This is a genomic window from Enterococcus sp. DIV2384, from assembly GCF_050534975.1.
Lineage (GTDB): Bacteria > Bacillota > Bacilli > Lactobacillales > Enterococcaceae > Enterococcus > Enterococcus faecalis.
This window is the reverse complement of sequence record NZ_CP172905.1, coordinates 255,348-281,430: the sequence shown is the minus strand read 5'-3', so window position 1 is coordinate 281,430 and position 26,083 is coordinate 255,348. Positions and strand designations below refer to the sequence as shown.

Genomic DNA, 26,083 nt, shown 5'->3' with positions numbered 1-26,083 from the left:
TTTCAGTCATTATCGAAGGGATAATTAACCTAATTTCGGTTTACTCTCATCTTTAGCTAAGAAAGCAAAAGCTAGTAAACCAATAACTAATAGTACACAAGAAAGATAGAAGCCAACTTGCATTGAGCCTGCTGTATCTGCTAAATATCCTGTGACATACGGTGCTAGGATTGACCCTGACATCCCGATAAAATTATAGGCACTTAACGTTGTTCCTAAGGCCGCTTTTGGTGCATGTTTGGTAACAAAAGTCACCATAATTGGATCTAACGCTAATTTCCCTGTTAACCCATAAAGAATTAAAACAGAAATTAACAATGTCCGATTTGTTACAAAAGCAATCGCAAAGACAGATAGGATTGCTAAAGGTACTAATGTAAAGACTAATTTTTTCGTCGCACCTGTTTTATCATTCAAACGAGCGAAGATTAAGGCGCCTGGAATAGAGGCCCATGGTACAAGTGATGAAATGAAACCGACGCTCGCTCCTGTAAAGCCACGTTCAGCAATTAAAAATTGTGGCAACCAAGTAATAATAACAAAGTTTGCATAAATACTTGTGAAACATAAAATAAATGCGGCTAATAAATTACGATTTGAGAAAATTTCTTTTAATGAGATCTTTTCTTGCGGTCCTTCTTCAGCAGCTGCTCGTGCAGCTTCTTCACCAGGACGAATCACTTTTTCTTTCAAAATTGTATAGAAAAGAATTCCTACGATAAACGTTGGAATCGCCATGATAAAGAATGGTTTGCTCCAATGTTCACCATTTTCTAAAACCAACTTACTTGAAAGTAGGTACCCACCTGATGTACCGAAGGCCATCCCACTATTGATGATGGCATTACCGATGGTCCGTTTACTTGCTGGAATCGCTTCTGTCGATAGCGCATATTGCGGGCCATAGTAAGCACCTTGACCAATACCAGCAATTGCACGAATGACTAAAAACATAACAAAGGTTGTCGCTAATCCACTAAAATAAGTAGAAATAGCAAGAACGATAAACCCAACAGCAATGACTAATTTCCGCCCAATTTTATCGCCAATCATCCCAAAAGGAATCTGTGCAACAGCATAGGTTAGAAAGAAGATACTATTGGCTAAACCAAGTTGTGTGTTACTTAGACCAAATTGTTCTCCAATGACCCCCATCACTGGATTAAAAATAGTTCGTGTTGCGTACATTAAAATCCAGCCTACGAAGAAAATGGCTACGACTTTAATCCAGTAACTATTGCTCACTTGCACTGCTTGATTTTTTTTACTATTCTCCATGTCTTCTCCTCACTTCTCATCTAACTCTACAGATTGTAAAGCTAGTAACATTCCAAATGACATATCTTTACCAGAGGAATGTCCGATTTGTATAATTCTGTCAATATTTTCGTCAACTCTATTATCCCGATGGTTCTCCAAATCCAAGAGTAACTGATACAACAATGAATTTACATATCCTTTAGCCGAGCTCGCAATATAGCCTTTACTAACATCTGTTGTGGATAAATTTGCTGCCGAAAGAGTAGCGGCTAACGCCGCAGCTCTTTCATCAGCAAGTATGAACAGAATTGTTTGATACGCCACTAAAATGTCATCACCACTCGGGGTTAACCCTTTGCCCCGACCAATCAGATAATTCATTACTTCTTGCCATTCCGATAGTGTCCAAACTTTTTGTTTTTGGCTCATTTTTTTGAAAATATGCTTTGCTCGTTCGTCTAAAGGCAGGCCAATTCTACGTTCTAAGTTTCTCGCTAATAAGCGGTCTCGCAACAAGCGTAATTGGTCTTTTTCTAACTTGAAATGAGTAATGTTTAAAGAAACGACCTCGGCAGGTGTGAGTTGGATCGTTTTCACGCCGACTGTACTGTAAAAGGTCAACTGATTTTCTGTGATTTTGACTTTATTACCTTGTTGTACATACGGAAAGATTTCTTGAAACAATTGATCTGGCAAAAACATACCAAAGCTTGATAAATAATTATGGAAGTTTGCAACATTGATTAATTGATCCTGGACTTTCAGATTAAATGAACGTTCAAAAACACTGTGAATGGTTCCCATCTTGCCATATTGGTGGATAGGAAAAATGTAGTCACTAATGACTAGTTGGTTATTCAACCGTAATGCCTAGTTTCTCAGCATACGCTTCTAGGGCTTTTTCAAAACAGCCTAGAGGTGCTCTAACTGTCCCTGCACCAATTTGACCAACACCGGCATTTTTGTGTGCAATCCCTGTATTGATGATTGGTGTAATTCCTAATTCCACCACTTTACGGATATCAATTCCTAAACAAGTTCCTTGGAAATCCCAAGTTGGAATTGAGAATGTTGGGTTGTGTCCTTCACAGATTTTTGCCATTTCATTTGAGGTTGCTAACGCATCTTCAAAGCCACCTGCACCAACAAACCGTGTTACGCCAGGTGCAGCTACCATAGCCATTGCTCCAACGCCTACTGTTTCAGTAATTGCACTATCCCCGACATCAGGATTTCCGTCTTCTTCGCTGAAACCAGTGAAGTAAAGACCTTTTGGTGTATTTACTGGTGCGGTATGCCATTGATCGCCTGTTTCTGCAATCCGGACCCCAAAGTTCACGCCGTTACGAGTCATCGTTGTGACAATCGTTCCGTTGGTATCTTTACGGGCACCATCAACAATTGCTTTTCCAGTTGCCATCATGACATTTAAGAAGAATTGATCTGTGTCAGCTAAGAATTTGATTACTTCGTATTTTTGATCTTCTGGAATATCTGTTTTGATAATTAATGGAGACAATTCTTTTAAGAAGTTCAAAGATGCGGCAATATTTCTTTGGTGGAACTCGTCACCCATTGTAATAGAGCGCGCAATCAATACGTTTAAGTTCAAGCCTTCTTCAGAAAGTTTCAAAGCTTTCGCAATAGTTGGTCCTAAAACATCTTTAATCCAATCTAAACGATCAACTACTTCTTGTGAATAAGCACCAAAACGCAATACTTTACCGATACCTTCATTCAAGATACAGTATGCTTCGTTACCTTCTAAGCGATTTTCTACAACAAAGACTGGCATATTACCAGAAGTAATACCGCCCATTGGTCCTACTGCTTTTACATGGTGACAAGGAATGAAACGTACTTCGCCAGCTTCAAAAATCTTCAAAGCATCTTCTTCATTGTCTGCCCAACGTTCGAATAATGCAGCACCGATACAAGCACCTTTCATTGGTCCAGTCATTTCAGACCATTGGATTGGTGGTCCAGCATGAAGTAATGTTTTTTGTGCATCATCATTTAATTCTGGAATCACTGATTTCGCAGGTACCACATCTACTAAGAATGGTTGTGCATTTTTAATTTTGTCTGTTACTTTGTGATTTTCAGCTTCGATTTGTTCACTGTAATCTTCCAAGGCATCCAAAATTTTAATCATTTTTTTATTGCCGTTGGCACGCGGACGCCAGTTAAATTGAACAGTTTCGCCACCGTAATCAACGATTGATTCTGTAAAGCTTTGCAACCCAACGTTAATGATTCTTGGTTTGGTTGTTAATAGTTCCATTACTTTTTCGCCTGGTTTTGGTACATCGACAGTTGGTCCGTTGTAAGCAACCACTTCTTTATCGTCTTCTGAAATTTCGATTCCTTTTAGTAATAAGGCTAATTGAACAGCTTTAGCATTGCTTTCTGCAACTAAAACGCCGCCTTCTTTCAAACGATCAACCGACGATTGGTAATTTTGAGGATCTTTCGTCGTCCCACAAACAGTTGCAACAAAGTAAAGATCACGTCCGGCTTCTTTGGCTGTGGCACGCGCTTCTTCAATTGCTGGTAATAATGCACCAACCATGTCTTCATGAGCACCGTAGCCTAACACCACATCGAATAAGATAATCCCAGTTTTTTCATCTTGTGCATATTCACGAATTTTTTCGATACGAACATCTGGGTCAATCATTGGGTGTGGACGACCTTGTGTATACATATCATCGCCTAAGTCAATGACTTCATAACCATGAGATTTCAAGACATAACCCTCTGCTTTCACTAAACCGCCAAGGTCTAAAGCTTCAGAAATTAACATACCTGCTTCAGAAGCTAATGTACCACCTGAATATAAGCCTTTTACAACTTTATCTTCTGGCAATGTTGGTACAGCTGGTTTTGCTAATGCTTCAAAGTAATTTTTCTTCACGGCCACATCATTTGCTAAATCAACAGCAATTTTAGCTGTTTCTTCTAATGTATGAGCTAGATAAACTTTGCCTTCGTGACTTGTTGGTTTTTCTCCTAAGAAAATCGCAACGACTGGTTTTGAAATGCTTTGTAATAATTCAACCACTTCATCACGAACTTCTTTTGCAGGTGGTTTAGAAATAACTGTAATCACATCGGTTGGTTCGTGATTTTCTAAGGCCACAATAGCATCTTTCACTGTGATAGCGCCTACTTTATCGCTTAGGTCACGACCACCAGTACCAATGGCGTGAACAACTCCGCCACCTAAGCGGTCAATAATCGTTGTAACTTCTTGAATCCCTGTCCCTGAAGCACCAACAACGCCAATGTTTCCTGGAGAAACAACATTTGTAAAGGCGATTGGAATACTTGAGATAATACCAGTTCCACAGTCAGGGCCCATCATTAGTAAGCCTTTTTCATGCGCTAATTTTTTCAAACGTACTTCATCTTCAATTGACACATTATCCGTGAAAGAGAACACGTGTAAATCATTTTTTAAGGCACGTTCCATTTCTGGCGCACCATATTCACCAGGAATACTGAATAGCGCTACATTCGCCTCTGGTAAAAGATCAAACGCTTCTGACCAAGAAGTCGCTGCTTGTGCTTCTTCACTAGTTCCCTTTGCTGATAAATCATCTAAGAATTCATCAATCGCTGGCATAACTTCTTCCATGATGTTTTCTTTTTCACTGTCAACCACAATCATCATGTCGTTTGCAGATGCACTATTGGCCTCATCCGTTAACAAGTTTGTGTTGTTAAGGATGTCTTTGTTGGCATCTGTTCCCATCATGATTTGACTCATGGTTACACCATCTAATGCATTGATTTTATTGGTCAATAACATTAAGTTGATGGAGTCTTGGTAATTGTTTTTCAAAATTACTGTGTGTAACATTGTTCATCCTCCTATCTATTCCTTACAATGCTATTGTATCGAAACGAGAAAGTGTTTTCATCGGACATAATTCTAAAAAAATGGTATAATTTTTATCCATAAGAGGAAAAAAGGAGAAAATGATGAAATTAAGAGAGTTATTATCGATAGGTGACTTAAAAAAAGGTAAAATTTTGACGAAAGAGATTGGTTTAGACAATGAAGTTGACTCGGCAATGGTCTTAGAAGCGATTGATATCGAGAACTGGAGTAGAAAGAATCAGTTAATTTTGACTTCTTTCTACGCATTGCATGATATACCCGAAAAAGAGTTGGAAAATTTTTTCGTAAAGATGCGCCGAATTGGCATCAGCGGCTTAATTTTGAAAACAGATCGATTCATTAAAATGATTCCAGAGTGGTTTATCGAATTATGTTTCAATTATGAAATTCCTTTAATTAAAATCACACAAGACATTAGCTATGAAAAAATTCTGTTTACGATTTACGAGCCTTTGTTGAATTATCAGTCGCATGTCTTACGTACGTATTACGATGTGCGCCAACGTTTCACCAAATTAGAGCGCCACTACCCAACGGTTGAGACGATTATGCAAGAATTTTATGACATCATTAAATTACCCTTCGCTTTAAAAATGTTGGATAAACATCTGGAAATTAGCGATGGCGACTTACCCCATGATGCGATTGTGCTCTCAAGAGAAAAACTAAAAAACAGTGAGTTCACTAAAAATGATTACTCTCTTTTAACACTTTATTCTCATGCCAACCCCAAAAAACAGTTGGCACTAGAAGTTTCTATTTTCAATAGTTATTCCACTAATTGTTTACTTCTGGTTTATTTACAAGATGAAAAGGTTAAAGAAACGGATTTAGTGATTATCGAAAATGCGATTGATGTCTTACAAGAAAAATTCAATACCGAAAATTTGTTAAAAAAAGAACGGTATACTCGTTTGAACAACTTAGCGGATGCTATTTTACAAAATACACCGCAAAATCCTGACGAGCTAAACAGTTTGCTTCGTGAAGTGCAAATGCAAGAGCTAGATTCTTACCAAGCGATTGCTTTTTCTACCAAAGACACCAATACACAACTCATGAAAGAACGAATTATTGCCTTACTTCGTACCCTGCGTGTGAAATCCATCTTCTTCGATCAGCTAAATTATTCGGCGGTCCTTTTTAACTTCAATGAAAGTGATGGAAAAATTACAAAGCTGCAATTAAGCCGTTTATTAGCTGAACTTTTAGAAGAAAACGACACGCTTACCGTTGCCGTCAGCAGTTTAAAATCACGAGAAGGGATTAAAGAGCTACTGATTGAATGTCTGGACATTCTGCGCTTTAATGAAACTTTTTATAACGGACCAATTGTCACCTTAGCCGATATCGGGGTATTTAAAAATTTTATCCGCGAAGACCAATTGGAAAATTTAGACGAATTAATTCCTCGCGCACTTTATCAATTAGCCGAAAACAACTACGATTTATTTGAAACTTTGTACAGTTTTTTCCAAAATAATCGCAACTATAAACAGACCTCTGAAGCGATGTTCCTTCATTCAAAAACGATTCGTTATCGTTTAAACAAAGTGGAACAACTTCTTGATATTGACTTAGCCAATCCCTTGCAATTGTTGAACTATGAAATTGCCACATACATTATAAAGATGAGGAGACGTGCACTTGAAAAACAATCAAACACTCGCTAATGGCGCAACAGTTACTATCTACCCCACTACGACTGAATCAACGAACTATGTCGTCTATTTACACGGTGGCGGGATGATTTATGGAACCAAAAGTGATTTAACAGAAGAACTGAAGGAGCTGTTTACAAGCAATGGCTATACCGTTTTAGCACTGGACTATTTGTTGGCTCCAAATACAAAAATCGATCACATCTTAAGGACGCTAACGGAAACCTTCCAATTGTTAAACGAAGAGATTATTCAAAACCAGCCATTTGGTTTGTGCGGGCGTTCCGCTGGCGGTTATTTAATGTTACAGTTAACCAAACAATTACAAACACTAAATTTGAGGCCACAATTTTTAGTCAATTTTTACGGCTATACAGATTTAGAATTTATTAAAGAGCCACGGAAATTATTAAAGCAAGCCATTTCCGCTAAAGAAATAGCTGCTATCGACCAAACAAAGCCTGTTTGGGATGATCCTTTTCTTTCTCGCTATCTGCTGTATCATTACAGTATTCAGCAAGCGCTATTGCCGCACTTTTACGGATTACCAGAAAATGGGGACTGGTCTGCTTACGCACTGTCAGACGAAACATTAAAAACTTTTCCCCCTTGTTTCAGTACAGCTAGCAGTTCAGACGAAGAAGTGCCGTTCCGCTATAGCAAAAAAATCGGACGGACCATTCCTGAGAGTACCTTTAAAGCGGTTTACTATTTAGAACATGATTTTTTAAAACAAACCAAAGATCCTTCGGTCATCACTTTATTTGAGCAATTGGATAGCTGGTTGAAGGAACGATAAGCATAACAAAAAAAGAAGCGAGAAATCTCGCTTCTTTTTGTTATTTTTGATAAAGTGTGGTTCCTTTTACCACACTGATTTCCACCGGTGTCTGACGAGCGACAAAAGCCGCCGCACATTCTGCTTCAGTGAGTAAGTAAGTTGCTTCAGCACCAACTTGCGGCCAATTTGCTTGCCCTTGTTCGTCTAAAGTTGTGACACCATCTGTCACTAAGCCTAATAATTGTGTTAAAGCATCTTGATCTTTCACATTAAAAAGTTCACCTAAACGAGCCAATTTTTCTTGTAATGAACCATCACCATAGGGAGACCAGCAATCGTAGATATTGTCACAACCAAGATGGACATTGACTCCATGACGTAACAATTCCATAATTGGCGGAATCGTATTAGGTGTGATTGGCACGCTGGAATTAATATGAATTTTTTCTGCTGCTAAAGCATCATAAACTTCGGCACGTTCTTCACCAATGAAATCATTTAACCCGAAGGCATGGCTGATAAATACTTTGTCTTGTAGGCCATATTCTTTCGTTAAACGGATAATTTCTTTAATCGTTGTTGTCCCAGCTTCGTGACGGTCATGTAAATGAATATCCACACCGACACCATGTTTATCTGCTAAGCGGAATGTTTCAGCCAATGATTTTTTGTAATCACCATCTAGTGAATAAGGATCCACGCCACCAATAAAATCGGCACCTTTTGCCAATGCTTGATCAACTAATTCAACGGAATCTGAACGTAGTAAGCCGTGCTGTGGAAAGACGACAATTTCTACCGCAAATGGTTTCGTTTGGGCCAACGCTTGGACTTCATCAAAATAACGTAAGTCTGTCATCGGTTCCACGTCGACATGTGTTCTGAAGGCTGTCGCGCCATGTGGTAATTCTAAGTCAATTAAATGGTTGGCGCGTTCTGTTAAAGAAAGTTCTAAACTATCTAAATAAGGGATTTCTGCTTCGACACGTTCCACAATTGACTTCGCTGGCGTCACCGGATACCACGGAACACCTAGTTTACTTTTATCAAAGTGACAATGTTTTTCAATCAAACCTGGTAAAATCAATTGATGGTGCCCATCAATAATTGTCAACCCAGGTTCTTCTACCAATTCTTCATTGGGAATGATTTTTGTAAATACTCCATCTGTTACTTCAATTGCCACTTCTTTGGTTACTGTCCCAGATAACCAGTCACCTTCTTTTTGATACCCCGTTTCAATTCGAACATTTTTTAACCAATAATTCATGCTTTCCTTCACTCCTACCTGTATTTATTCCTTCCCGAAAGGACACAATACTTAGTTGTACTGTGCTAAAATTTTACTAATTTCCGTATAACCTTTTTGATTGGCATAGTCCATTGCTGTTCGACCAGAATTGTCTTTAATGGATTGATCCGCACCATTTTCCATTAACAATTTTACAATATCTTGGTAAAGTTGGTTCCCTTCACGTAACCCCACTGCCTCAATCAATGCTGTATAGCCAAAGTCATTTTGGAAATCTATGTCTTCTCGTCCATCTTCTAACAAGAGCTTCACATTGTCAATATGTCCTTTTTCAGCTGCCGGAATTAACGCATTGCCACCGTAACGGTTATGCTTATTTAAATCTGGGGTCGCATTTTTTAACATATACGCTAAAATCTCCGTACGTCCTTGCGCTCCCGCATAAAGATAGGGACTATCACTAATGCTATTTTGCAGATTAATATCGGCACCCCGATCAATCAACGCTTTTGCAATCTCAATGTCATTATTGTGAACAGCGATATTGAGCGGTGTGTTGCCTTCTGTGTCGACTTCATCCACTTGATAAGTAGTATCTTGTAAAATTTCCTTGACCTTCTTCGTATCTCGTTGATTGGCTGCTTCTAAAAGCGCACCCACTTCATAGGTCTTCATCGGTTCTTTCACTTCCTCTTTTGATGTTGTTTGAGCTACCGAACGGGTTGTACTGGTGCTTTCAGTTTTTGCACTACTTTGAGTAGTCACCGTTTGACTATTTTTTGACGCTGCGGAGGGTGTTTCTCCTCCTTGACACGCAGCAAGTAATGGAATGGTCACGACACTTAATAGCCCCATTAAAATTTTTTTGTTCATTGTGCTCAACTTCCTTTCCTCGAGAGAAATATGAGATTTTTCTCCAGTGGTTCTAATCTAACGAATCTTTTTTTATTTGTCGATTAAAACGCTTTCTCTGTTTTTCTATTTTAAAAAGAGAGAAACCAAAAGAAGTCGAAACTTTTTTTGGTTTCCATTCGTATGTTTTGTTCTTAAAAGGTAAATTCAGGATTAAAAGTTCCTTGGTATGGTTCATGTTCCACATAGACTTGGATATCGTTTCCTTCGTTATCTTTACCCATTCGTGTGTACGTAAAACGATTATCATTCAATTCTGTTAATTCTAAGACAGCACCATAGCGATTGGTTCCAATCGAAACATGGGCACGGAATTTATTTTGATTTCCTACTTTAAAGTAGCCATAGTCGCCACGAGTTTCACCCGTTTGTAAATTGAAAAATTCATATTTGCTGCTATCTTGGTCAAATTTCGCTAAGCTGATAAAGTTTTGGTTGGCCGAAGTTACGTCATTGCCATCTTTATCCACTACTTTTGTGCCATTCCAAAGAAGTTGCGGTGTCCCATCAAAGGAAGTTTTACCAATAATTTCATCCCCTTGTCGATTTACATCAATCTGGCCTGTTTGTTCTGTCATGGCACGGCGTCCATTCGTGAATTCTAGTGTTCTGGGACGATTATTGGGGTATGGCTGCGGACGACCATAAACTGGTCCTGAGGTTGCTTTGTTTTCTACGAAAACTTCAATATCATTTCCGTTTTTATCTTTCCCCATCTGTCTATACGTAAAAGTATCTTGGTATAAAGTTCTAAGTGGGTATACACCTTGATAATTTTTGGTTTCAGAAATAATCACAAGACGGGAAACATCTGTAATACCAGCGGTCATAAAGAAGGTTCCTTCATCTCCTGTTGATTCTCCAGTCTCTTTATCAAAAAATTCATAGAAACTAGTGGTTGCATCAAATTTGATTGCATGTAATAAATCCTGATTTTCAGCGGTTAAGTCGGTCCCATTTTTATCATAGACACGTTGACCTGCCCAATCTTTTTCCGATAACATTTCATCTTGCCGAATACCAACTGAACGTAAATACTCAGGTAAATCCCCTAAATTATTGGGATTGTCTACGCTTTGAGGAACGTATGCTTCTGCCGTCAAACCCCCTCCTGCTCCACCGACTAATAACGCACTTAAAGCCAACAACGTAATTGTACCAATGATTTTTTTCTTCATAAATGACTACTCCCTTTCCTTTTGATAATTTAAGGATAGCAAGTAGTTATTAACTCCACCTGTCCATAATATGAACAAATTATTAAATAATAATCATTATAATTATCTTAATAATAATATTTAATTATAACTAATAACAATTTATTTATAGAAGAAGAGAAAACAAAAGAACGTTGGGGGACGTTCTTTTGTTAAATAAGAGAGAAGACAAGAGACTTTTAGAAAGTAAAGGCTGGATGATATGTGCCTTGGTAAGGTTCATGTTCCACGAACACTTGAATATCATTACCAGCATTATCTTTACCCATTCGAGTATACGTAAATCGATCATTGTTTAGTTCCGTTAATTCTAGCGCTGCACCGTAGCGATTCGTACCAATAGATACATGGGCCCGAATCTTGTTATTGTCCACCACTTGGAAGTACCCAAAGTCGCCGCGGGTTTCACCCGTTTGTAAATTGAAAAATTCATATTTACTTGTGTTTGGATCAAATTTCGCTAAACTAATGAAATTTTGATTGGCCGCTGTCACATCATTACCGTTTTTATCTACGACTTTTGTGCCATTCCACAAGGTTGTTCCTAAAATTTTATCCCCTGATTTATTTGTCACAATTTTGCCAGTTTGATTGGTTAATGCTTCACGTCCATTTGTAAAAGCTAATTTTTTCCCATGATAAGGGATGTGTTCCACGTAAACTTCAACATCATTCCCCAGTTTATCTTTCCCTAAACGCTTGTAAGTAAATTTGTCTTTACTCACTTCGGTTAAATCCACTACGGCTTGATAATTTTGTATCCGCGAAATTAAAATTCGTTTTGTGCCATCACCTGTCACAAAAAATGTTCCTTCGTCACCACGGGTTTCCCCAGTGTTTTTGTCGAAAAACTCATAAAACCCGGTTTCACCATCATATTTTGCTAACCCAATAAAATTAGCATTTTCTGCCGTTAAATCATTACCAGCAGCATCATAAACACGGGTTCCTTGCCAGTCCGTGCCAGATAAAATCTTAGTCGCCTTATCGCCTTTTGTTTGGCCATTGTTTTGATGTTTGCCTAAATTTGCCGTAGCACTATTTGGATTGGCTGCATGACCTGCAAATGCTGGACTTGCATAACCTGCTATAAGTAACGTACTTAATGTTACTAAAGTAATCGAACTTAATACTTTCTTTTTCATAAAGCATCGCTCCTTTTCTTTGATAAACCTATCTTAACAAACGATTCTAAACTACCACTGTCAGAAAAATGAACAATTTATAAACGATTAAAAACAACTATAAACTATTTTTTTGTTAAAAATGAAGCGGTCAAAAGAATCCTTTACTTCCTTTTGACCGCTTCATCCACTCGTGATTGACTAATTAGAACGTGAAGTCTGGCGTAAAGTCTCCTTCATATGGTTCATGTTCTACAAAGACTTTAATTTCTTTGCCATTGTTGTCTTTACCCATTCGTGTATACGTAAAACGTTTATCATTTAATTCTGTTAATTCTAATGCAGCTCCATATTTATTGTCACCAATTGAAACGTGAGCACGGATTTTGTTATTATCAATTACTTGGAAGTAACCAAAATCTCCACGGGTTTTACCCGTTTCTAAATCAAAGAATTCATATTTACTTGTTTTATTATCAAATTTCGCTAAACTAATAAACATTTTATTTGCTTCAGTAACATCGTTACCGTCTTCATCTAAAACTTTCGTGCCATTCCATAATGTAGCCCCTAAAATGTCATCCCCAGGTTTACTGGTAACAATCTTGCCAGTTTCTGTTTCTAAATCTTTACGGCCATTCGTAAAGGTTAACTTTTTATCAGAATAAGGGACATGCTCTACAAAGACTTCTACATCTTTCCCGTCTTTATCTTTCCCCATTCGCTTATAGGTAAATTTATCTTTCGTTACTTCCGTTAAATCAACCACTGCTTGATAGTTTTGTGTATCCGAAATTAAGATACGCTTTTCGCCATCATCTGTCACAAAGAATGTGCCTTCATCGCCACGGGTTTCACCTGTTTCTTTGTCGAAAAATTCATAAAAACCTGTTTCACCATCATATTTTGCTAAACCAATAAAATTAGCATTTTCTGCTGTTAAATCATTATTATTTTTGTCGTAAACTTTTGTGCCTTGCCAATCAGTACTGGATAAAATTTCTGTTAATTCTTGTCCTTTTGATTGCTCTTTAGCTGCTTCTGCTGAACTAGAGACTGCAGTGCTTGAGCTAGCTGCACTTGATTTATCTGTTGCAGAGTTGGCTCCGCCAGCACAGCCTGCAATCAACAACGTACTAAAGGTTAATAAGGTAATCGTACTAAAAACTTTTTTCTTTTTCATGGTTGGTAATCCCCTTTTTCTTTTTGATATACCTAGAATAGCAAAGCCTTATAAACTCCTACTTGCCGAAAAATGAACAAATTATAAACAAATGAAAAAAAGTTAATAACAATACTAGCTTTTTTTTGTTCACTTGTAATACACTATAAGTAAGAAATAGATTAAAACCACTAGGAGGGACGCTTTTGACCATTAAACGCCGCTTTTTTATTTCTTATATTAGTGCCATCATTATTACTTTAGCCTCTGTTTTAGCTGTTTTATCCTTAGCTTCTTACATCACATTAGGAACTGTCCCCAGTTTGCCCCAAGCTTACCGAATGATGAATAAGCAACGACCATTGACCGCTAACGAAGAAGAAAGTTATTTGGCCTTAGATCAACTGCTAAAAAAATCACCGAAATTACTAGATACACCTTTGAGTAAAGAATTAAAGGAAACGATTCAAACAATTGAAGCAAAAGGATTAAGTGTGATTATTCGAAAGAATGCACGGTTTCCTTATTATTCGGATAATTTAGTAGAAAAATCTTTGTCTGTACATATTCCAAACTACGAAATGAATAATATTATGCCAACTGGCACACTGGATAATGCAGGGCGTCTGTATCATTATGTCAAATCAGATTTTCATTATTTAGATGGTTCTAACGGGAGCTTTATTGTCTTGAAACGCGAAAGCAGCCTTTTTGAATTCTTCACACGCTGGATTATCTGGATGATTTTGTTAATTATCCTTGTAGCAATTGCGGCAGCTTGGCTCATTAATAAGCGCTTAACCAAAACCACTATCGAGCCATTAGAAGCATTAGAAAAAGCGACTAAAACATTGGGTAAGGATGCCCAAAAAGAAAATCCATTTACGCCAACTAGCCACCAAACCGTCTCAACGGAAGTCAAACAGCTCCAACTTAGTTTTGAACAAATGTGGCAAGATTTAGAAGAAGCCAATGCGGAACGCGAAAAATATGAAGCTAATCGGAAAGAATTAATTGCAAATATTTCTCATGACTTAAAAACACCAATTACTTCTATTATTGGTTACGTTGAAGGTTTAATGGATGGCGTTGCCAATACTGAAGAAAAAAAACAGCGCTATTTAACGGTCATTCATGAAAAAAGTTTAGGTCTCAATGATTTAATTGAAGAATTATTTTTGTATTCTAAATTAGACCTAGACCGTGCTGTCTTTACAATGGAAAAGACCAATTTCACTCGTTTTATTGCACATATTCTTGAAGAATACCGTTTGGAACAAGAACTCGTGATCACTTCTGTACTTCCCACCGAAGCTTTATACGTTCAAATGGATCCCACGCAGATGAATCGCGTGATTACCAATCTAATTCAAAATAGCATTAAATTTGCGGATCCCACTAAAGAACAACTAGCCTTTACGATTTCTTTAACGCATAATCAAACAGACTTAGTTTTAACCATTACAGATAACGGCATTGGTATCGATAAAAAAGAATTACCTTATTTATTCGAACGCTTCTATCGTGTAGACAAATCTCGAACCCCAACAGTTAAAGGAAGCGGCTTGGGATTAAGTATTGTCAAACAAATTATTGACTATCATCAGGGAACAATCACTGTCACAAGTAAAAAAGGAGACGGCACCAACGTGATAATTACGTTGCCGTTGTTGGAGGATGAAAAATGAAACCACATGTATTAATTATTGAAGATGATCCAAGCATTGCTGATTTGCAAAAAGATTATTTAGAAATTAACGATATGACTGTCACAATTGAACATGATGGAAAAAAAGGATTGGAAGCAGCTTTAAATGAGCCCTTTGATTTAATTATTTTAGATGTGATGCTGCCAACTATGGATGGTTTTGAAATCTGTCGTGCAATTCGGAAAAAAAAGCAAACGCCGATCATGATTGTTTCGGCTAAAAAAGAAGATATTGATAAAATTCGTGGGCTTGGCTTAGGTGCGGATGATTATATAATCAAGCCGTTTAGTCCCAATGAATTAGTCGCTCGAGCAAAAGCCCATATGAACCGTTATCAATTGTTAAGCAAAGCAGAACAACCACAACAATTACTAAAAATCAATGAAATCGCTGTCGACACTGCCGCCCACAAAGTGTTTGTTTTAGAAAATGAAGTTATTTTTACAAGCAAAGAATACAAATTGTTGGTTTTCTTGATGGAACATCCTAACCGTGTGTGGAATAAAGAAGAACTTTTTGAAAGTGTCTGGGGATTTGATGCCTTAGATACTGAGGTTTCGACTGTCGTTGTTCACATTAAACGGATTCGGGAAAAATTAAAAAAAGCCAATCTTTCTGACTCCCCAATTGAAACACTCTGGGGAAGTGGCTACCGCTTCAATCGATAAAGAGAGCAAAAATAAGTCGGAGCCTATTTCTAGGCTCCGACTTATTTTTTATTAATTTACACGAGAAAATTTTTGATAAAGTTGGTTGAAAACAATCATAAATTGTTCAATTTCTGCCATTGTATTGCCTTCATCTAAACTAATGCGCACAGCGGAAGTCGCCAATTCTCCAGGCACATGCATGGCATACAAGGTGCTGCTAGCCATTTTTTTTCGGCTAGAACAAGCACTCGTAGTCGAAATATAAATTTGTTTTTCTTCCAATGCATGGACCAGCACTTCGCCACGAATCCCTTTCAAAGCAAAACATAAAATGTGTGGCGCAAAATGTTCATTATCTTGTGAAAAAACAGTCACATTTTGAAATTCTTCTAGCGCCTTTAATAAATAACTTCGTAATGTCGCCACATGTTGCGGCCGTTGTTGTTCGTTCTCTAAATGCAAACGCAACGCTTTGGCCATTGCCACAATTGCTGGTACGTTTTCTGTCCCACTGCGTTGGTTGTTTTCTTGCCCGCCTCCTGTTAAAAGCGGCGCTAAACGTTTTCCTTGTTTCCAATACATAAAACCAATGCCTCGTGGTCCATGAAATTTATGTGCAGAAAACGTTGCAAAATCCACCCGATCCGTTAACCACTCTGAGTAATTAACTTTCCCAATTGCTTGAACCGCGTCTACATGAAAATGAATTTTAGGAAACTCCGCTAAAACCTCGCTGATTTCTTTAATTGGTTGAATCGTTCCCACTTCATTGTTCACTGCCATAACAGAAACCAAAATCGTTTCTTTTCTAATTAATTTCTGTAATTCCTCGACTTTTACACGACCTTCTTTATCCACTGGCGCATAAGAAAGTTCAAAACCTAGTTCGACTAATTGTTCCGCTGTTTCTGTAACTGCTGGATGTTCCACTGCAGAAATAATAATATGATTACCAAATTCTCGTTTTTCGATTGCCGTTCCTTTTAAAACCCAGTTATCTCCTTCAGTTCCGCCACTTGTAAAATAGATTTCATTTGCTGAAACATTGATTAGCTCCGCAATCTGCTTCCGTGCTTGTTGTAAGAGCCGATTCGCTTGGTTGCCTAAGTCATGCAGACTAGACGGATTGCCAATAATCCGCTGACTGGTTTTTACATATGTATCTAAAGCCTGGGGGTAAATCGGTGTAGTTGCACTATTATCAAAATAAATCATTTGTCACCCTTCTTTTTTAAAATTCTTTCCCATTATATACTTTCTAAAGTATCACTTCAAGTCACCCCCACGCCATAAAAACAGAGGCTTGTCTGTCGACAAACCTCTGTTTAGTGATTGTTTAATTAAATTGCTGTTAAATTAGGGTTATTGATATTTTTAAAATAAAAATCTTCGATTCGTTTGAACGCCCCTGGCTCAACAGCTTCCAATGCCGTTCCAATTTCATCTAATGCATCTTGATAACGGAATTCTGTCGAGAATAAATACATGCTTTTATCTAAAGCCGCTCGGATGTTCTCGTGAGTATGACGATAGCGGTTTGCATATTGCATCATTTGTTCTGTCAGAGCTGCTGCATTGACTAAATCTTTTGTTTTCTTATCTAATAACTCTAAATCATCTTCGCATAAGTCACACAAACGATTGATTTCATCCATGTTAATGCGCATTTTATTTAAGGCTCGGCTTAAATCTTCAATTCGATCCGTTGCCACATAGAAAAATTCTAAGTAATCAGCAGACAAACCTGGTAATCGTTGCTTTTCAACATACCGTTTGATACTCCGTAAACGGAATTCGTATTCGTCGACTTTTTCTTGGGCGACTTTTTCGCCTTTTCTTAGTTCTTTCAATGAAGCATCAATTTCTAATTGTTGATTTTCAATATCATCTAAAATCTTATAGCATTCTTTATAGAACGCTTGAATTTCAGAGTAAGGAACGGTATGTTCTTTCATTCGAGGTTCCAAGTCTTTTTGACGGCGGATAATTTCTTCAATTTCCGTTTGGAAACCACGACTACGTCCTAACTCGTTGTTGTTTAAGGTGTAGCTTTGTGATACATGGTCCAATTCAATCATTAATTGACGGTTATTTTTTAAGGAATGAGAAATATAATCGTCAATAATTTTTTGATTGGTTACGACATATTTCTTCGCTTCAATTTCACGTTCCAGCACTTCATATAATGCATCAATCGCCGTTGCTGTGTCGCGATTTGCGACCTCTACTGCAGCAATCTCTGTTTTCTCTAAATCAGCCATTGAATTCTCGACACGTTTTTTCGCATGTTGAATTTCTTCAGCAAAGTTTTGTTCAGGGAACACATAATCGTCAGCTAATAATTGGTTGTAGCCTTCTTCGATTTCTTTTAATTGATCTGGGAAAGTTTCATTTAATTCTTCATACATTGGTGGAATCCGTTTCATTAAGTCTTCCAATTCATACGTATGACGTTCTGCATCTTCTAGGACTTCTCGAGCCTCGATTGGGTCCCCCGATGTATTTAGTGTGACAAATTGTGTGAATTCAATTTCGACGTTTCTTAATTGTTTTTGGATTTCGGAGTAAGCTGGACCAAAGCTAGCTTTATCATCTTTTAGTGATTTACTTAATTCTTCATAGACATCCAAAGCTTTTTGAACTTCTAATGAATTGCGCTCTTCACTTTCACGTAATTCTTTCAAGCCATTACGAATGACTTCCACTTCGGCTTCCATTTCGGTCATCGTTTCATTCGCTTCCACGACTGCTTTCTTCGCTTTCATGAAACGGAAAATTTCATTTTGATTTTCGACTTCATAAATTTGACTCTCTAGTTCGGCGAAAGAACGCGTCGATAGTTCTACCCAACGTTGATTCCATTCACGGAAACTATTTTGACTCTGTCCAACTAGATGCATTTTTTTAATGTCATCGATTTCTTCAAAGACTGGCAAGTCAAACAGGGCTTCTTTACGAACTTCTAATTCATCTAATTGTTCTTGATTTTTTTTGCGCATAAAATAACCAATTAAGTATAGCACCGCAGCAATAATAACGATTACTAGTACTAAAATGATAATCCAATTATTCTTCATTTTGGCTCCTCCGATAATTTTTCTATAATAAAAGAAAGGTTGTTTGTTCTCTTCACACGGTTATCTATTGTTCCTGACCCTTGAAAAAGGGCATTCTTGCAGAAATACCTATAGAAAATTATAGCACAAACTGTATATTCATTCACTAGTTATAACAAACTTTTTTAAGAAAACCCGCGATCTTCTTACGAAGGGGTTGATTCACTGCTTTCATCGATCCGATTTTCACTAATTTTTTTACAAATATCACTTAGTTGTGTTAAGAAGGCATCCGCTTGACTTTGATCCATCCCAAAGTGTTCATCGCGCATCGCCCAAACTTCTAGCCCAGCTTCTTTGGCAGAGGCAATGCCTTTTTCTGAATCTTCAATGGCTATACATTCCTGTGGCGCAACAGCTAATTCTTGTAACGTGTGCAGATAAATATCCGGCGCCGGTTTACTTTCTTCGAAATCTTCCCCACTCACGACCGCATCAAAATAACTACTTAATTGCCCCACTGTCAAAACCTCTTCAATTGCGTCTTTTGTGGAAGAAGAAGCTAATCCGATTTTATAGCCTTGTCTTTTTAAAAATTGTAAAACACGTTTCGCATTTTCATCAAGCACAGCTAAATAATCTATCGGATGCGCTTTTTTATAGGCTATGTATTGTTCATTTAAAAAAGCAATATCTAGCTCTTTTTTGTTGACTTGTTCAATCTTTTGCCATAATGAACGCATATCCGCACCGACTAATTCTGGCAAGGTTAGGCCCTCAATGGTCAAATCAAATTCCGCTAAAAATGCTTTACGTCGCTCATAATAATAAGCTTCGCTATCTACTAGGACACCGTCCATATCAAAAATAATGGCAGTTTTGGATTCTGTCATACTATTTAACTCCTTCGTTACGACTCATATCTTTACAGTTTAACAAAATTTTAAGGAAAAATGAAGAACAAATATTTTCATGATTTCCTAACTTTCTGAAAATAAGTGGTTGCTTTTCTAAATGTTTTTCGGTATCCTTTTACTAATCTACAAATGAGAAAATAATTAAAAACAGGAGTGATAAACGTGAACGTAGTTAAATTCGGCGGTAGCTCGCTAGCATCAGCACCACAGTTACAGAAAGTCTTACAAATCGTCAAGGAAGAGCCGCGCCGAACGTTTGTCGTTGTATCCGCTCCTGGAAAGCGAACCCCGCAAGATATTAAAGTGACTGATTTATTGATTCAATACTATCAGCGCTACTTAAATAATGAGGAAATTGAATCGACAATCTCTGCCATCATTCGTCGTTATGAAGATCTTTTTGATGAATTACACTTGGATAAAGCAGTTTTAGCTGATATTGCTATTTCGATTCGCCAATTAGCCACTTTACCAAAAGAAAACAATGCTTTTTTATTTGACTATTTTTTAGCTAGCGGCGAGGACAATAATGCAAAAGTTGTTGCCAGTTTTTTCAAGCAAAATGGCTTAGATGCTCGCTACATTAGTCCAAAAGAATTAGGTCTCCTAGTGACACCTGAGCCAGGCAATGCCCGCATTTTACCAAAAGCTTTAGAGAAAATTAGTGCCTATCGTGAGACTCAACAAATCTTGGTTATTCCAGGTTTCTTTGGTTATACAGAAGCCGGCGAAATTTGTACTTTTTCTCGTGGCGGTTCCGATATCACAGGGTCCATTGTTGCCGCAGGTGTTCAAGCAGATTTGTATGAAAACTTTACCGATGTGGACGGAATTTATGTCGCCCATCCTGGAATTATTGAACAGCCTCAAACGATTCAAGAATTGACCTATAGAGAAATGCGGGAGTTAGCTTATGCAGGATTTGCCGTCCTCCATGACGAAGCTTTAATGCCTGCTTATCGCGCAAATATTCCAGTCGTTATCAAAAATACCAACAACCCACATCATCCTGGCACCCTAATTACCACCTCTCGCAAAGTGAAGCATGCTCCTGTTGTAGGAATTGCTAGTGATCAAGGGTTCGCAAGTATTTACATTAGTAAGTATTTAATGAATAGAGAATTAGGTTTTGGGCGACGGCTCTTAGAAGTACTAGAAAAATTAGCCTTGAGCTATGAGCATATGCCCTCAGGAATTGATGACATCACGATTGTTTTAAGAGAAGACCAGTTAACAACTGAAATTGAAAATCGACTGATGGCTCAACTCCAAGAAGTTTTAGCGCCTGATGAGTTACGCATCACGCATCACCTTTCTATGATTATGATTGTCGGGGAAGGCATGCGCCAACGAATTGGGGTTACTGCTGAAAGTACAATGGCGTTAGCCAAAGAAAAAATCAACTTAGAAATGATTAACCAAGGATCTTCGGAAGTAAGTATTATGTTTGGTATCAAAAAAGAACAAGAGGAAAAAGCCATCAAAGCCTTATATCGGACGTTCTTCCATGATTAATGAAAAAGACGAATGAGTTTTCTCATTCGTCTTTTTCATTGGTTTCAGTAATTTTCAATTGGCGTTGAATTTCCGCTTTAATTTTAGCTTCTGGCGCAAAATCTTGTTCCCAATTTTCAGGTTTTAATACTTTATTTGTTTCTGGATCATAATGTGGCTGCCCATCTGGAAATAATTTCCCCATATTGGCTTGATGAACGATTTCAATAATTTTTGTTGGATTGACGCCCATTAAGCAAAACGAACCATAAGTAAAATACAATAAATCGACTAGTGCATCCACTTCCTCCACTAAAGGATCAGATACTGGTTTGCCTTTCGCCAAGACTTTCTGCTCTGCTTTATCGACAGATTTTTTTAATCCGTTGACCAATTGTTGAAAAAGTACTTGGTCATTATTAGCAGCACTATATAAAAATTCCACAAGTTCTTCGACTTTAAACTCTGCTCGTCGACTGGCTAGCTCTGGCGAAAAAGCAGTTGGTTGCTCTGGTTGTTGTGGATTAAAAACCTCGTGGAATGCACAAGCCATTTCATAAGGGGATTGCTTTTCAGACATTCAGCTACCTTCTTTCTCAAAATAAATCTAATTGTTTTGGATTCAAATCATCGTAACTCAAATTCAAGACTTTTTGCATCTGTAGGGCGTTTTCTGCAGCATCGCCGCCAGAATTATTATTAAAAATTACGCCCACTTCTTTAGCTTCTTGCGACATTTTTAAAACAGCTTCGCTTAAATCAGCGATTTCCTGCGTATTATAATGATAGAGGGTTCTTTTTTTACGCCACTCTGCATCATTGGCTAACCAGCCAGCCGCATTACGTCCGTGAAACCGGAAGAGCACGAGATTAGGATTCGTTACATACGGATAAAAGGGCACTGGATTCGTAGGAATCTGCGGTTCATCTACAATCACAAGTGAAAATTGATTTTCTTTCATAAATTGCAACATTTGTTTTACAAAGTTTGGTTGATACCATGAATTATTTCGTAATTCAATGGCGATGGGTAGGTCTTTAAACCAGTGACGAATTTTTTGCAAGTAAGCGACATTTTCTTTCGTACAACCAAATGTTCCTGAAAATTGTACCAGAAAGGCAAATAATTTTTTACTTTCAATTAATGGGGCCATACTTTCTAAAAAGGCGGTGATCATTTCTTCTTCACTTGCATAATAGGTTTGCCACTCACCTTGACAACTGATTCCACTATAAACTTTCATGACAAAGCGAAAGTTTTCGGGAACTGCTTTGACCCATTCAGCTACTCGTTCTTTGGGAGGAATCCCGTAATACGCCGTGTCCATTTCAACTAGCGGTAAATGACTGGCATATTCATAAAGCGTGGCCCGTTTTTTTCCAGTTAAATAGTCGTGTTCACTAAAAGATGTTAATCCTAAGCGAATCATGTCCTTCCTCCTTTGCGTAACTTTTTATTTTTCTAAACCGTCATCTTAACTTAATTTGTCCAATCGATATTCGCTTCACAATAGGTTTGACCATCAATCCGAATCTCATGGCGTGTTTTCAACTGATTTTCTTGTTCGACAATTTCGTAATGACTTTCGACTTCTTGGCCATATTCTACTTCTTTATCAAATTTCACAAGAATTTTTTTCGGTTGATGCGTTGTTAAAAAGTCATACCCTAACACATCCAATAACCAATTAAAGTAAATCGCATTATTAACATGTTGATTGCCATCAATATCAAAAAAACGCACACGATAAGGTAAAAAGTTCCCCTCTGTGACTTTTTCAATTTTTTCATGGCGATAAATTTTAGTGATTTTTTCAGAATCAAAAGGTGCAATAATTTCTGGTAGCACACTACTAATTTTCCGATTTTTTTGATCCATTAAGACAAAGGTTGATTTAACAAAGACACATTCATTGCCTTCTTCATCATGAACCCAAAAGTTACGATAACAAAAATATTTGTTATAACTCATAGCTTGCGTTGTAATTGCTACTTTTTCACCAACTTTTGGTAAACGGTGAATCTCTATTTCATAATTGGTGATGACCCAGCCTAGACCAAATTGAGCGACATAAGCCGCATCTCTTCCTAGTAATTCTGTTTGTTCTTCTGATACTTTAATGACAACCGCTAACAAAGCCGGTATCTTCATTGCACCAGTAAAATCGCCGTCATAGTAGGCAACTTCATAAGAGGATGTATGTTTTTTTCCCACGAAATAATCTCCTTTTTCCAATGGCTACTTTCGTGTCATTGTTTCTTCTTAAAAGTATACCACGTGATTTCTTCAATTGCGATTCCGAATGAAAAATTAACAAAACTTTGAAAAACACTATTATTTATATTATTTAAAAACGTTCTTAATATTACTTAAAAAATATTGTTTTATTTTTAAAAATAACATTTCTTATTATTTGTATCCGAAAGATTATTATGTTATATTCCTATCTGTAAGCGCATACAAAATAATTTTTTAGGAGGTTTTTTTCGTGAAAAAGAGTTTATTAACAATCGTCCTGGCTTTTAGTTTTGTTTTAGGTGGCGCTGCATTGGCCCCTACTGTTTCGGAGGCTCATGGTTACGTAGCAAGTCCTGGAAGTCGTGCTTTCTTTGGTAGTTCTGCTGGTGGTAACTTAAATACAAATGTTGGTCGTGCACAATGGGAACCTCAAAGTATCGAAGCGCCCAAAAATACGTTTATTACTGGTAAATTAGCCAGTGCAGGTGTCTCAGGTTTTGAACCTTTGGATGAACAAACAGCTACTCGTTGGCACAAAACAAACATTACAACAGGTCCCCTTGACATCACTTGGAACTTAACTGCCCAACATAGAACTGCTTCTTGGGATTACTATATTACTAAAAATGGCTGGAATCCAAATCAACCATTAGACATTAAAAACTTCGACAAAATTGCTTCAATTGACGGCAAACAAGAAGTTCCTAATAAAGTTGTTAAACAAACAATTAATATTCCGACAGACCGCAAAGGTTATCATGTCATTTACGCTGTCTGGGGCATTGGTGATACGGTGAACGCCTTTTACCAAGCGATTGATGTGAACATTCAGTAAAAATACTCACATCTTAAACTAAATTAAAGGAGTTCTCAAAAAATGAAGCTAAAAAAAATAATTCCTGCTTTTCTCCTTCTTTCAACCGTAGCAGTTGGCTTGTGGTTAACGCCTACTCAAGCTTCTGCAGATGCTGCGGATACGATGGTAGATATCTCTGGCAAAAAAGTGTTGGTTGGATATTGGCATAACTGGGCCTCAAAAGGACGCGATGGTTACAAACAAGGAACATCAGCATCGCTGAACCTTTCAGAAGTAAATCAAGCCTACAATGTCGTACCGGTTTCCTTCATGAAAAGCGATGGCACGACACGGATTCCTACGTTCAAGCCTTATAACCAAACGGACACTGCCTTCCGACAAGAAGTCGCACAATTAAATAGTCAAGGTCGCGCAGTTTTATTGGCACTTGGTGGAGCAGATGCACATATCCAATTAGTCAAAGGCGATGAACAAGCCTTTGCGAATGAAATCATTCGTCAAGTGGAAACATACGGCTTTGATGGTTTAGACATTGACTTAGAGCAATTGGCGATTACTGCTGGCGACAACCAAACCGTCATCCCTGCTGCGTTGAAAATAGTCAAAGACCATTATCGAGCACAAGGAAAAAATTTCATCATTACGATGGCGCCAGAATTCCCTTATTTAAAACCTGGTGCCGCTTATGAAACATACATTACTTCCCTAAATGGTTATTATGATTACATTGCCCCACAATTATATAACCAAGGCGGCGACGGTGTCTGGGTTGATGAAATTATGACTTGGGTTGCTCAAAGCAACGATGCTCTAAAATACGAATTCCTCTATTATATGTCTGATTCATTAATCCATGGTACGCGCGGCTATCTACAGATACCAAACGATAAATTAGTCCTTGGTTTACCAGCAAATCGGGATGCGGCTGGTAGCGGCTATGTCGTTGAGGCTACCCCTGTAGCCAAAACTTTTGATCAGTTAGCAAAAGACGGTAATCCTATCCGTGGCTTAATGACTTGGTCTGCAAATTGGGACGTTGGTCAAGATGTCAACGGCAAGTCCTACAACAATGAATTTGCGACACGTTATAGTAACCTCGTAAAATAAAAGCTATTTTGAGACAGAACACCGCATTTGGTTCTGTCTCTTTTTAAATTTTACTCACCGATCTTTCAATAATCCAAACAATGTTCTCTCGCTTTCTAACCAATTAATTTTAAACCAATCACAGAAACAATGATTAAAAAAATAAAAAATATCCGGCGTGGGTCTTTTGATTCACCTAAGAGCATTCCTAAAATAGCGCCTCCTGCTGTACCAATTCCTGTCCAAACTGCATAAGAAACGCCCATCGGCAGTTGTCTCATCCCTAAATATAAAAATAAAAAACTACCACTAAACGCTAGAATTAAAATTAACAATGAACGTAAGTCTTTTTTTGTTGTAAATAATTTAATTGAACCTACGCCAAAGATTTCAAAACAGCCTGCAATAACTAAGTATAACCAACTCATCTTGTTTCCTCCTCTTTATTTCCAGTTACCATTTTTAAGCCAATTACACCTATTAATAACAGCAACAGAAAAAGAACTTTTCCTATGCCCAATGGTGTGTGGAATAAAAAATGATCTGTTACAATAGTTCCAGCACTACCTAAGCCGACAAATACAGCATAGGCTGTGCCGACTGGCAATTCCTCTCCTGATTTAATCAGCGCATAAAAACTGATAAAGATTGCGATTACTGTCCCTAAAATCTCCCACCATGTTGTGCTATGCTTCATGCCAATGACCCAAATCACTTCACAAAAAGCGACAAAAATAACTTTTAACCAAGCTTTACTCATCTTGTTTTCCTTCCCTTCCAAACAAAAAAAGTGCCAACAAACAGTTCAGCTATGGCCTAAGAACTGTTCATTAACACTT

At 37.7% G+C, this 26,083-nt stretch carries 23 protein-coding genes; 7 read left to right on the top strand and 16 right to left on the bottom strand.

Features of this window, described 5'->3' with window-relative positions; genetic code table 11:
- Positions 1–24: 24 nt before the first annotated feature.
- From IGK54_RS01440 to fdrA, 3 genes are read right to left on the bottom strand one after another with little or no spacing between them, the layout of a single operon-like run.
- Complete coding sequence (locus tag IGK54_RS01440) at positions 25–1,278, bottom strand: MFS transporter (RefSeq protein ID WP_002355251.1); 1,254 nt, start codon at positions 1,276–1,278, stop codon at positions 25–27.
- Positions 1,279–1,287: 9 nt separating this feature from the next.
- Positions 1,288–2,121: a DUF2877 domain-containing protein gene (locus IGK54_RS01435; protein ID WP_016615443.1), complete on the bottom strand. Its 834-nt coding sequence runs from the start codon at positions 2,119–2,121 to the stop codon at positions 1,288–1,290.
- Entirely contained in the window at positions 2,114–5,125 is a 3,012-nt protein-coding gene (gene fdrA / locus IGK54_RS01430) for a DUF1116 domain-containing protein (RefSeq protein ID WP_002355249.1), read from the bottom strand. The genes IGK54_RS01435 and fdrA overlap by 8 nt, the downstream gene beginning before the upstream one ends.
- 122 nt (positions 5,126–5,247) lie before the next feature.
- Here fdrA and IGK54_RS01425 point away from each other — a divergent pair, with 122 nt between their 5' ends.
- Together IGK54_RS01425 and IGK54_RS01420 are read left to right on the top strand one after the other, a co-directional pair.
- The gene (locus IGK54_RS01425; protein ID WP_142957252.1) at positions 5,248–6,840 is read left to right on the top strand and encodes a PucR family transcriptional regulator; all 1,593 of its coding nucleotides are present in this window, start codon (positions 5,248–5,250) and stop codon (positions 6,838–6,840) included.
- Positions 6,815–7,627 (top strand): alpha/beta hydrolase, encoded by an 813-nt coding sequence (locus IGK54_RS01420; RefSeq protein ID WP_002407437.1) that lies wholly within the window; start codon positions 6,815–6,817, stop codon positions 7,625–7,627. The genes IGK54_RS01425 and IGK54_RS01420 overlap by 26 nt, the downstream gene beginning before the upstream one ends.
- Before the next feature lie 40 nt (positions 7,628–7,667).
- Here the strand turns inward: IGK54_RS01420 and IGK54_RS01415 are convergent, their stop codons facing one another.
- From IGK54_RS01415 to IGK54_RS01395, 5 genes are all read right to left on the bottom strand, one after another.
- Positions 7,668–8,879 carry an amidohydrolase family protein gene (locus IGK54_RS01415; RefSeq protein WP_113803160.1) on the bottom strand — a complete coding sequence of 404 codons (1,212 nt, stop codon included), beginning with the start codon at positions 8,877–8,879 and terminating at the stop codon, positions 7,668–7,670.
- A gap of 51 nt (positions 8,880–8,930) precedes the next feature.
- Entirely contained in the window at positions 8,931–9,734 is an 804-nt protein-coding gene (locus IGK54_RS01410; protein ID WP_002373191.1) for an ankyrin repeat domain-containing protein, read from the bottom strand.
- 173 nt (positions 9,735–9,907) lie between these two features.
- Positions 9,908–10,951: a DUF4822 domain-containing protein gene (locus tag IGK54_RS01405; RefSeq protein ID WP_142957237.1), complete on the bottom strand. Its 1,044-nt coding sequence runs from the start codon at positions 10,949–10,951 to the stop codon at positions 9,908–9,910.
- Between the two features lie 218 nt (positions 10,952–11,169).
- A complete protein-coding gene (locus tag IGK54_RS01400; protein ID WP_010824984.1) occupies positions 11,170–12,135 on the bottom strand; it encodes a DUF4822 domain-containing protein in 966 nt (321 codons plus the stop codon).
- Between the two features lie 184 nt (positions 12,136–12,319).
- Positions 12,320–13,297 (bottom strand): DUF4822 domain-containing protein, encoded by a 978-nt coding sequence (locus IGK54_RS01395; protein ID WP_430603120.1) that lies wholly within the window; start codon positions 13,295–13,297, stop codon positions 12,320–12,322.
- A 323-nt stretch (positions 13,298–13,620) separates the two neighbouring features.
- On the opposite strand from IGK54_RS01395, the gene IGK54_RS01390 reads away from it, so the two are divergent.
- Both IGK54_RS01390 and IGK54_RS01385 read left to right on the top strand, forming a co-directional pair.
- Entirely contained in the window at positions 13,621–14,964 is a 1,344-nt protein-coding gene (locus IGK54_RS01390) for a sensor histidine kinase (protein WP_002385380.1), read from the top strand.
- Complete coding sequence (locus IGK54_RS01385; RefSeq protein WP_142957236.1) at positions 14,961–15,653, top strand: response regulator transcription factor; 693 nt, start codon at positions 14,961–14,963, stop codon at positions 15,651–15,653. Before IGK54_RS01390 ends, IGK54_RS01385 begins: the two co-directional genes overlap by 4 nt.
- A gap of 51 nt (positions 15,654–15,704) precedes the next feature.
- Here IGK54_RS01385 and IGK54_RS01380 read toward each other — a convergent pair whose 3' ends face one another.
- The 3 genes from IGK54_RS01380 to IGK54_RS01370 all read right to left on the bottom strand — a co-directional run bounded on the left by IGK54_RS01380 (position 15,705) and on the right by IGK54_RS01370 (position 19,584).
- A complete protein-coding gene (locus IGK54_RS01380; RefSeq protein WP_002364978.1) occupies positions 15,705–16,850 on the bottom strand; it encodes a cysteine desulfurase family protein in 1,146 nt (381 codons plus the stop codon).
- 125 nt (positions 16,851–16,975) lie between these two features.
- On the bottom strand, positions 16,976–18,712 hold the full coding sequence (gene ezrA, locus IGK54_RS01375; RefSeq protein WP_142957235.1) for a septation ring formation regulator EzrA: 1,737 nt from the start codon (positions 18,710–18,712) through the stop codon (positions 16,976–16,978).
- 185 nt (positions 18,713–18,897) lie between these two features.
- A complete protein-coding gene (locus tag IGK54_RS01370) occupies positions 18,898–19,584 on the bottom strand; it encodes an HAD family hydrolase (RefSeq protein ID WP_002355232.1) in 687 nt (228 codons plus the stop codon).
- 186 nt (positions 19,585–19,770) lie between these two features.
- Here IGK54_RS01370 and IGK54_RS01365 point away from each other — a divergent pair, with 186 nt between their 5' ends.
- On the top strand, positions 19,771–21,123 hold the full coding sequence (locus IGK54_RS01365; RefSeq protein WP_010707879.1) for an aspartate kinase: 1,353 nt from the start codon (positions 19,771–19,773) through the stop codon (positions 21,121–21,123).
- 22 nt (positions 21,124–21,145) lie between these two features.
- Here IGK54_RS01365 and IGK54_RS01360 read toward each other — a convergent pair whose 3' ends face one another.
- The 3 genes from IGK54_RS01360 to IGK54_RS01350 are packed head-to-tail and all read right to left on the bottom strand — an operon-like array spanning position 21,146 to position 23,317.
- Complete coding sequence (locus tag IGK54_RS01360) at positions 21,146–21,682, bottom strand: haloacid dehalogenase (RefSeq protein WP_002383648.1); 537 nt, start codon at positions 21,680–21,682, stop codon at positions 21,146–21,148.
- Between the two features lie 16 nt (positions 21,683–21,698).
- Positions 21,699–22,532, bottom strand: a complete 834-nt coding sequence (locus IGK54_RS01355; protein WP_002358361.1) for a DUF72 domain-containing protein — start codon at positions 22,530–22,532, stop codon at positions 21,699–21,701.
- A 50-nt stretch (positions 22,533–22,582) separates the two neighbouring features.
- Positions 22,583–23,317 (bottom strand): acyl-ACP thioesterase domain-containing protein, encoded by a 735-nt coding sequence (locus IGK54_RS01350; protein WP_002355227.1) that lies wholly within the window; start codon positions 23,315–23,317, stop codon positions 22,583–22,585.
- Between the two features lie 274 nt (positions 23,318–23,591).
- On the opposite strand from IGK54_RS01350, the gene IGK54_RS01345 reads away from it, so the two are divergent.
- Positions 23,592–24,176, top strand: a complete 585-nt coding sequence (locus IGK54_RS01345; RefSeq protein WP_002355225.1) for a lytic polysaccharide monooxygenase — start codon at positions 23,592–23,594, stop codon at positions 24,174–24,176.
- Between the two features lie 42 nt (positions 24,177–24,218).
- Entirely contained in the window at positions 24,219–25,265 is a 1,047-nt protein-coding gene (locus IGK54_RS01340; protein WP_002364979.1) for a chitinase, read from the top strand.
- A 95-nt stretch (positions 25,266–25,360) separates the two neighbouring features.
- On the opposite strand, the gene IGK54_RS01335 is transcribed toward IGK54_RS01340, so the two are convergent.
- Together IGK54_RS01335 and IGK54_RS01330 are read right to left on the bottom strand one after the other, a co-directional pair.
- Entirely contained in the window at positions 25,361–25,672 is a 312-nt protein-coding gene (locus IGK54_RS01335) for a DMT family transporter (protein WP_002361148.1), read from the bottom strand.
- A complete protein-coding gene (locus tag IGK54_RS01330; protein ID WP_430603118.1) occupies positions 25,669–26,025 on the bottom strand; it encodes a DMT family transporter in 357 nt (118 codons plus the stop codon). The genes IGK54_RS01335 and IGK54_RS01330 overlap by 4 nt, the downstream gene beginning before the upstream one ends.
- Positions 26,026–26,083 lie beyond the last annotated feature (58 nt).

Coding starts and splice junctions, on each gene's coding strand:
- IGK54_RS01370 (WP_002355232.1), bottom strand. CDS start 19,584: ATGACAGAATCCAAAACTGCCATTATTTTTGATATGGACGGTGTCCTA.
- IGK54_RS01415 (WP_113803160.1), bottom strand. CDS start 8,879: ATGAATTATTGGTTAAAAAATGTTCGAATTGAAACGGGGTATCAAAAA.
- IGK54_RS01335 (WP_002361148.1), bottom strand. CDS start 25,672: ATGAGTTGGTTATACTTAGTTATTGCAGGCTGTTTTGAAATCTTTGGC.
- ezrA (WP_142957235.1), bottom strand. CDS start 18,712: ATGAAGAATAATTGGATTATCATTTTAGTACTAGTAATCGTTATTATT.
- IGK54_RS01410 (WP_002373191.1), bottom strand. CDS start 9,734: ATGAACAAAAAAATTTTAATGGGGCTATTAAGTGTCGTGACCATTCCA.
- IGK54_RS01405 (WP_142957237.1), bottom strand. CDS start 10,951: ATGAAGAAAAAAATCATTGGTACAATTACGTTGTTGGCTTTAAGTGCG.
- IGK54_RS01440 (WP_002355251.1), bottom strand. CDS start 1,278: ATGGAGAATAGTAAAAAAAATCAAGCAGTGCAAGTGAGCAATAGTTAC.
- IGK54_RS01385 (WP_142957236.1), top strand. CDS start 14,961: ATGAAACCACATGTATTAATTATTGAAGATGATCCAAGCATTGCTGAT.
- fdrA (WP_002355249.1), bottom strand. CDS start 5,125: ATGTTACACACAGTAATTTTGAAAAACAATTACCAAGACTCCATCAAC.
- IGK54_RS01380 (WP_002364978.1), bottom strand. CDS start 16,850: ATGATTTATTTTGATAATAGTGCAACTACACCGATTTACCCCCAGGCT.
- IGK54_RS01395 (WP_430603120.1), bottom strand. CDS start 13,297: ATGAAAAAGAAAAAAGTTTTTAGTACGATTACCTTATTAACCTTTAGT.
- IGK54_RS01390 (WP_002385380.1), top strand. CDS start 13,621: ATGAATAAGCAACGACCATTGACCGCTAACGAAGAAGAAAGTTATTTG.
- IGK54_RS01340 (WP_002364979.1), top strand. CDS start 24,219: ATGAAGCTAAAAAAAATAATTCCTGCTTTTCTCCTTCTTTCAACCGTA.
- IGK54_RS01400 (WP_010824984.1), bottom strand. CDS start 12,135: ATGAAAAAGAAAGTATTAAGTTCGATTACTTTAGTAACATTAAGTACG.
- IGK54_RS01360 (WP_002383648.1), bottom strand. CDS start 21,682: ATGTCTGAAAAGCAATCCCCTTATGAAATGGCTTGTGCATTCCACGAG.
- IGK54_RS01355 (WP_002358361.1), bottom strand. CDS start 22,532: ATGATTCGCTTAGGATTAACATCTTTTAGTGAACACGACTATTTAACT.
- IGK54_RS01425 (WP_142957252.1), top strand. CDS start 5,248: ATGAAATTAAGAGAGTTATTATCGATAGGTGACTTAAAAAAAGGTAAA.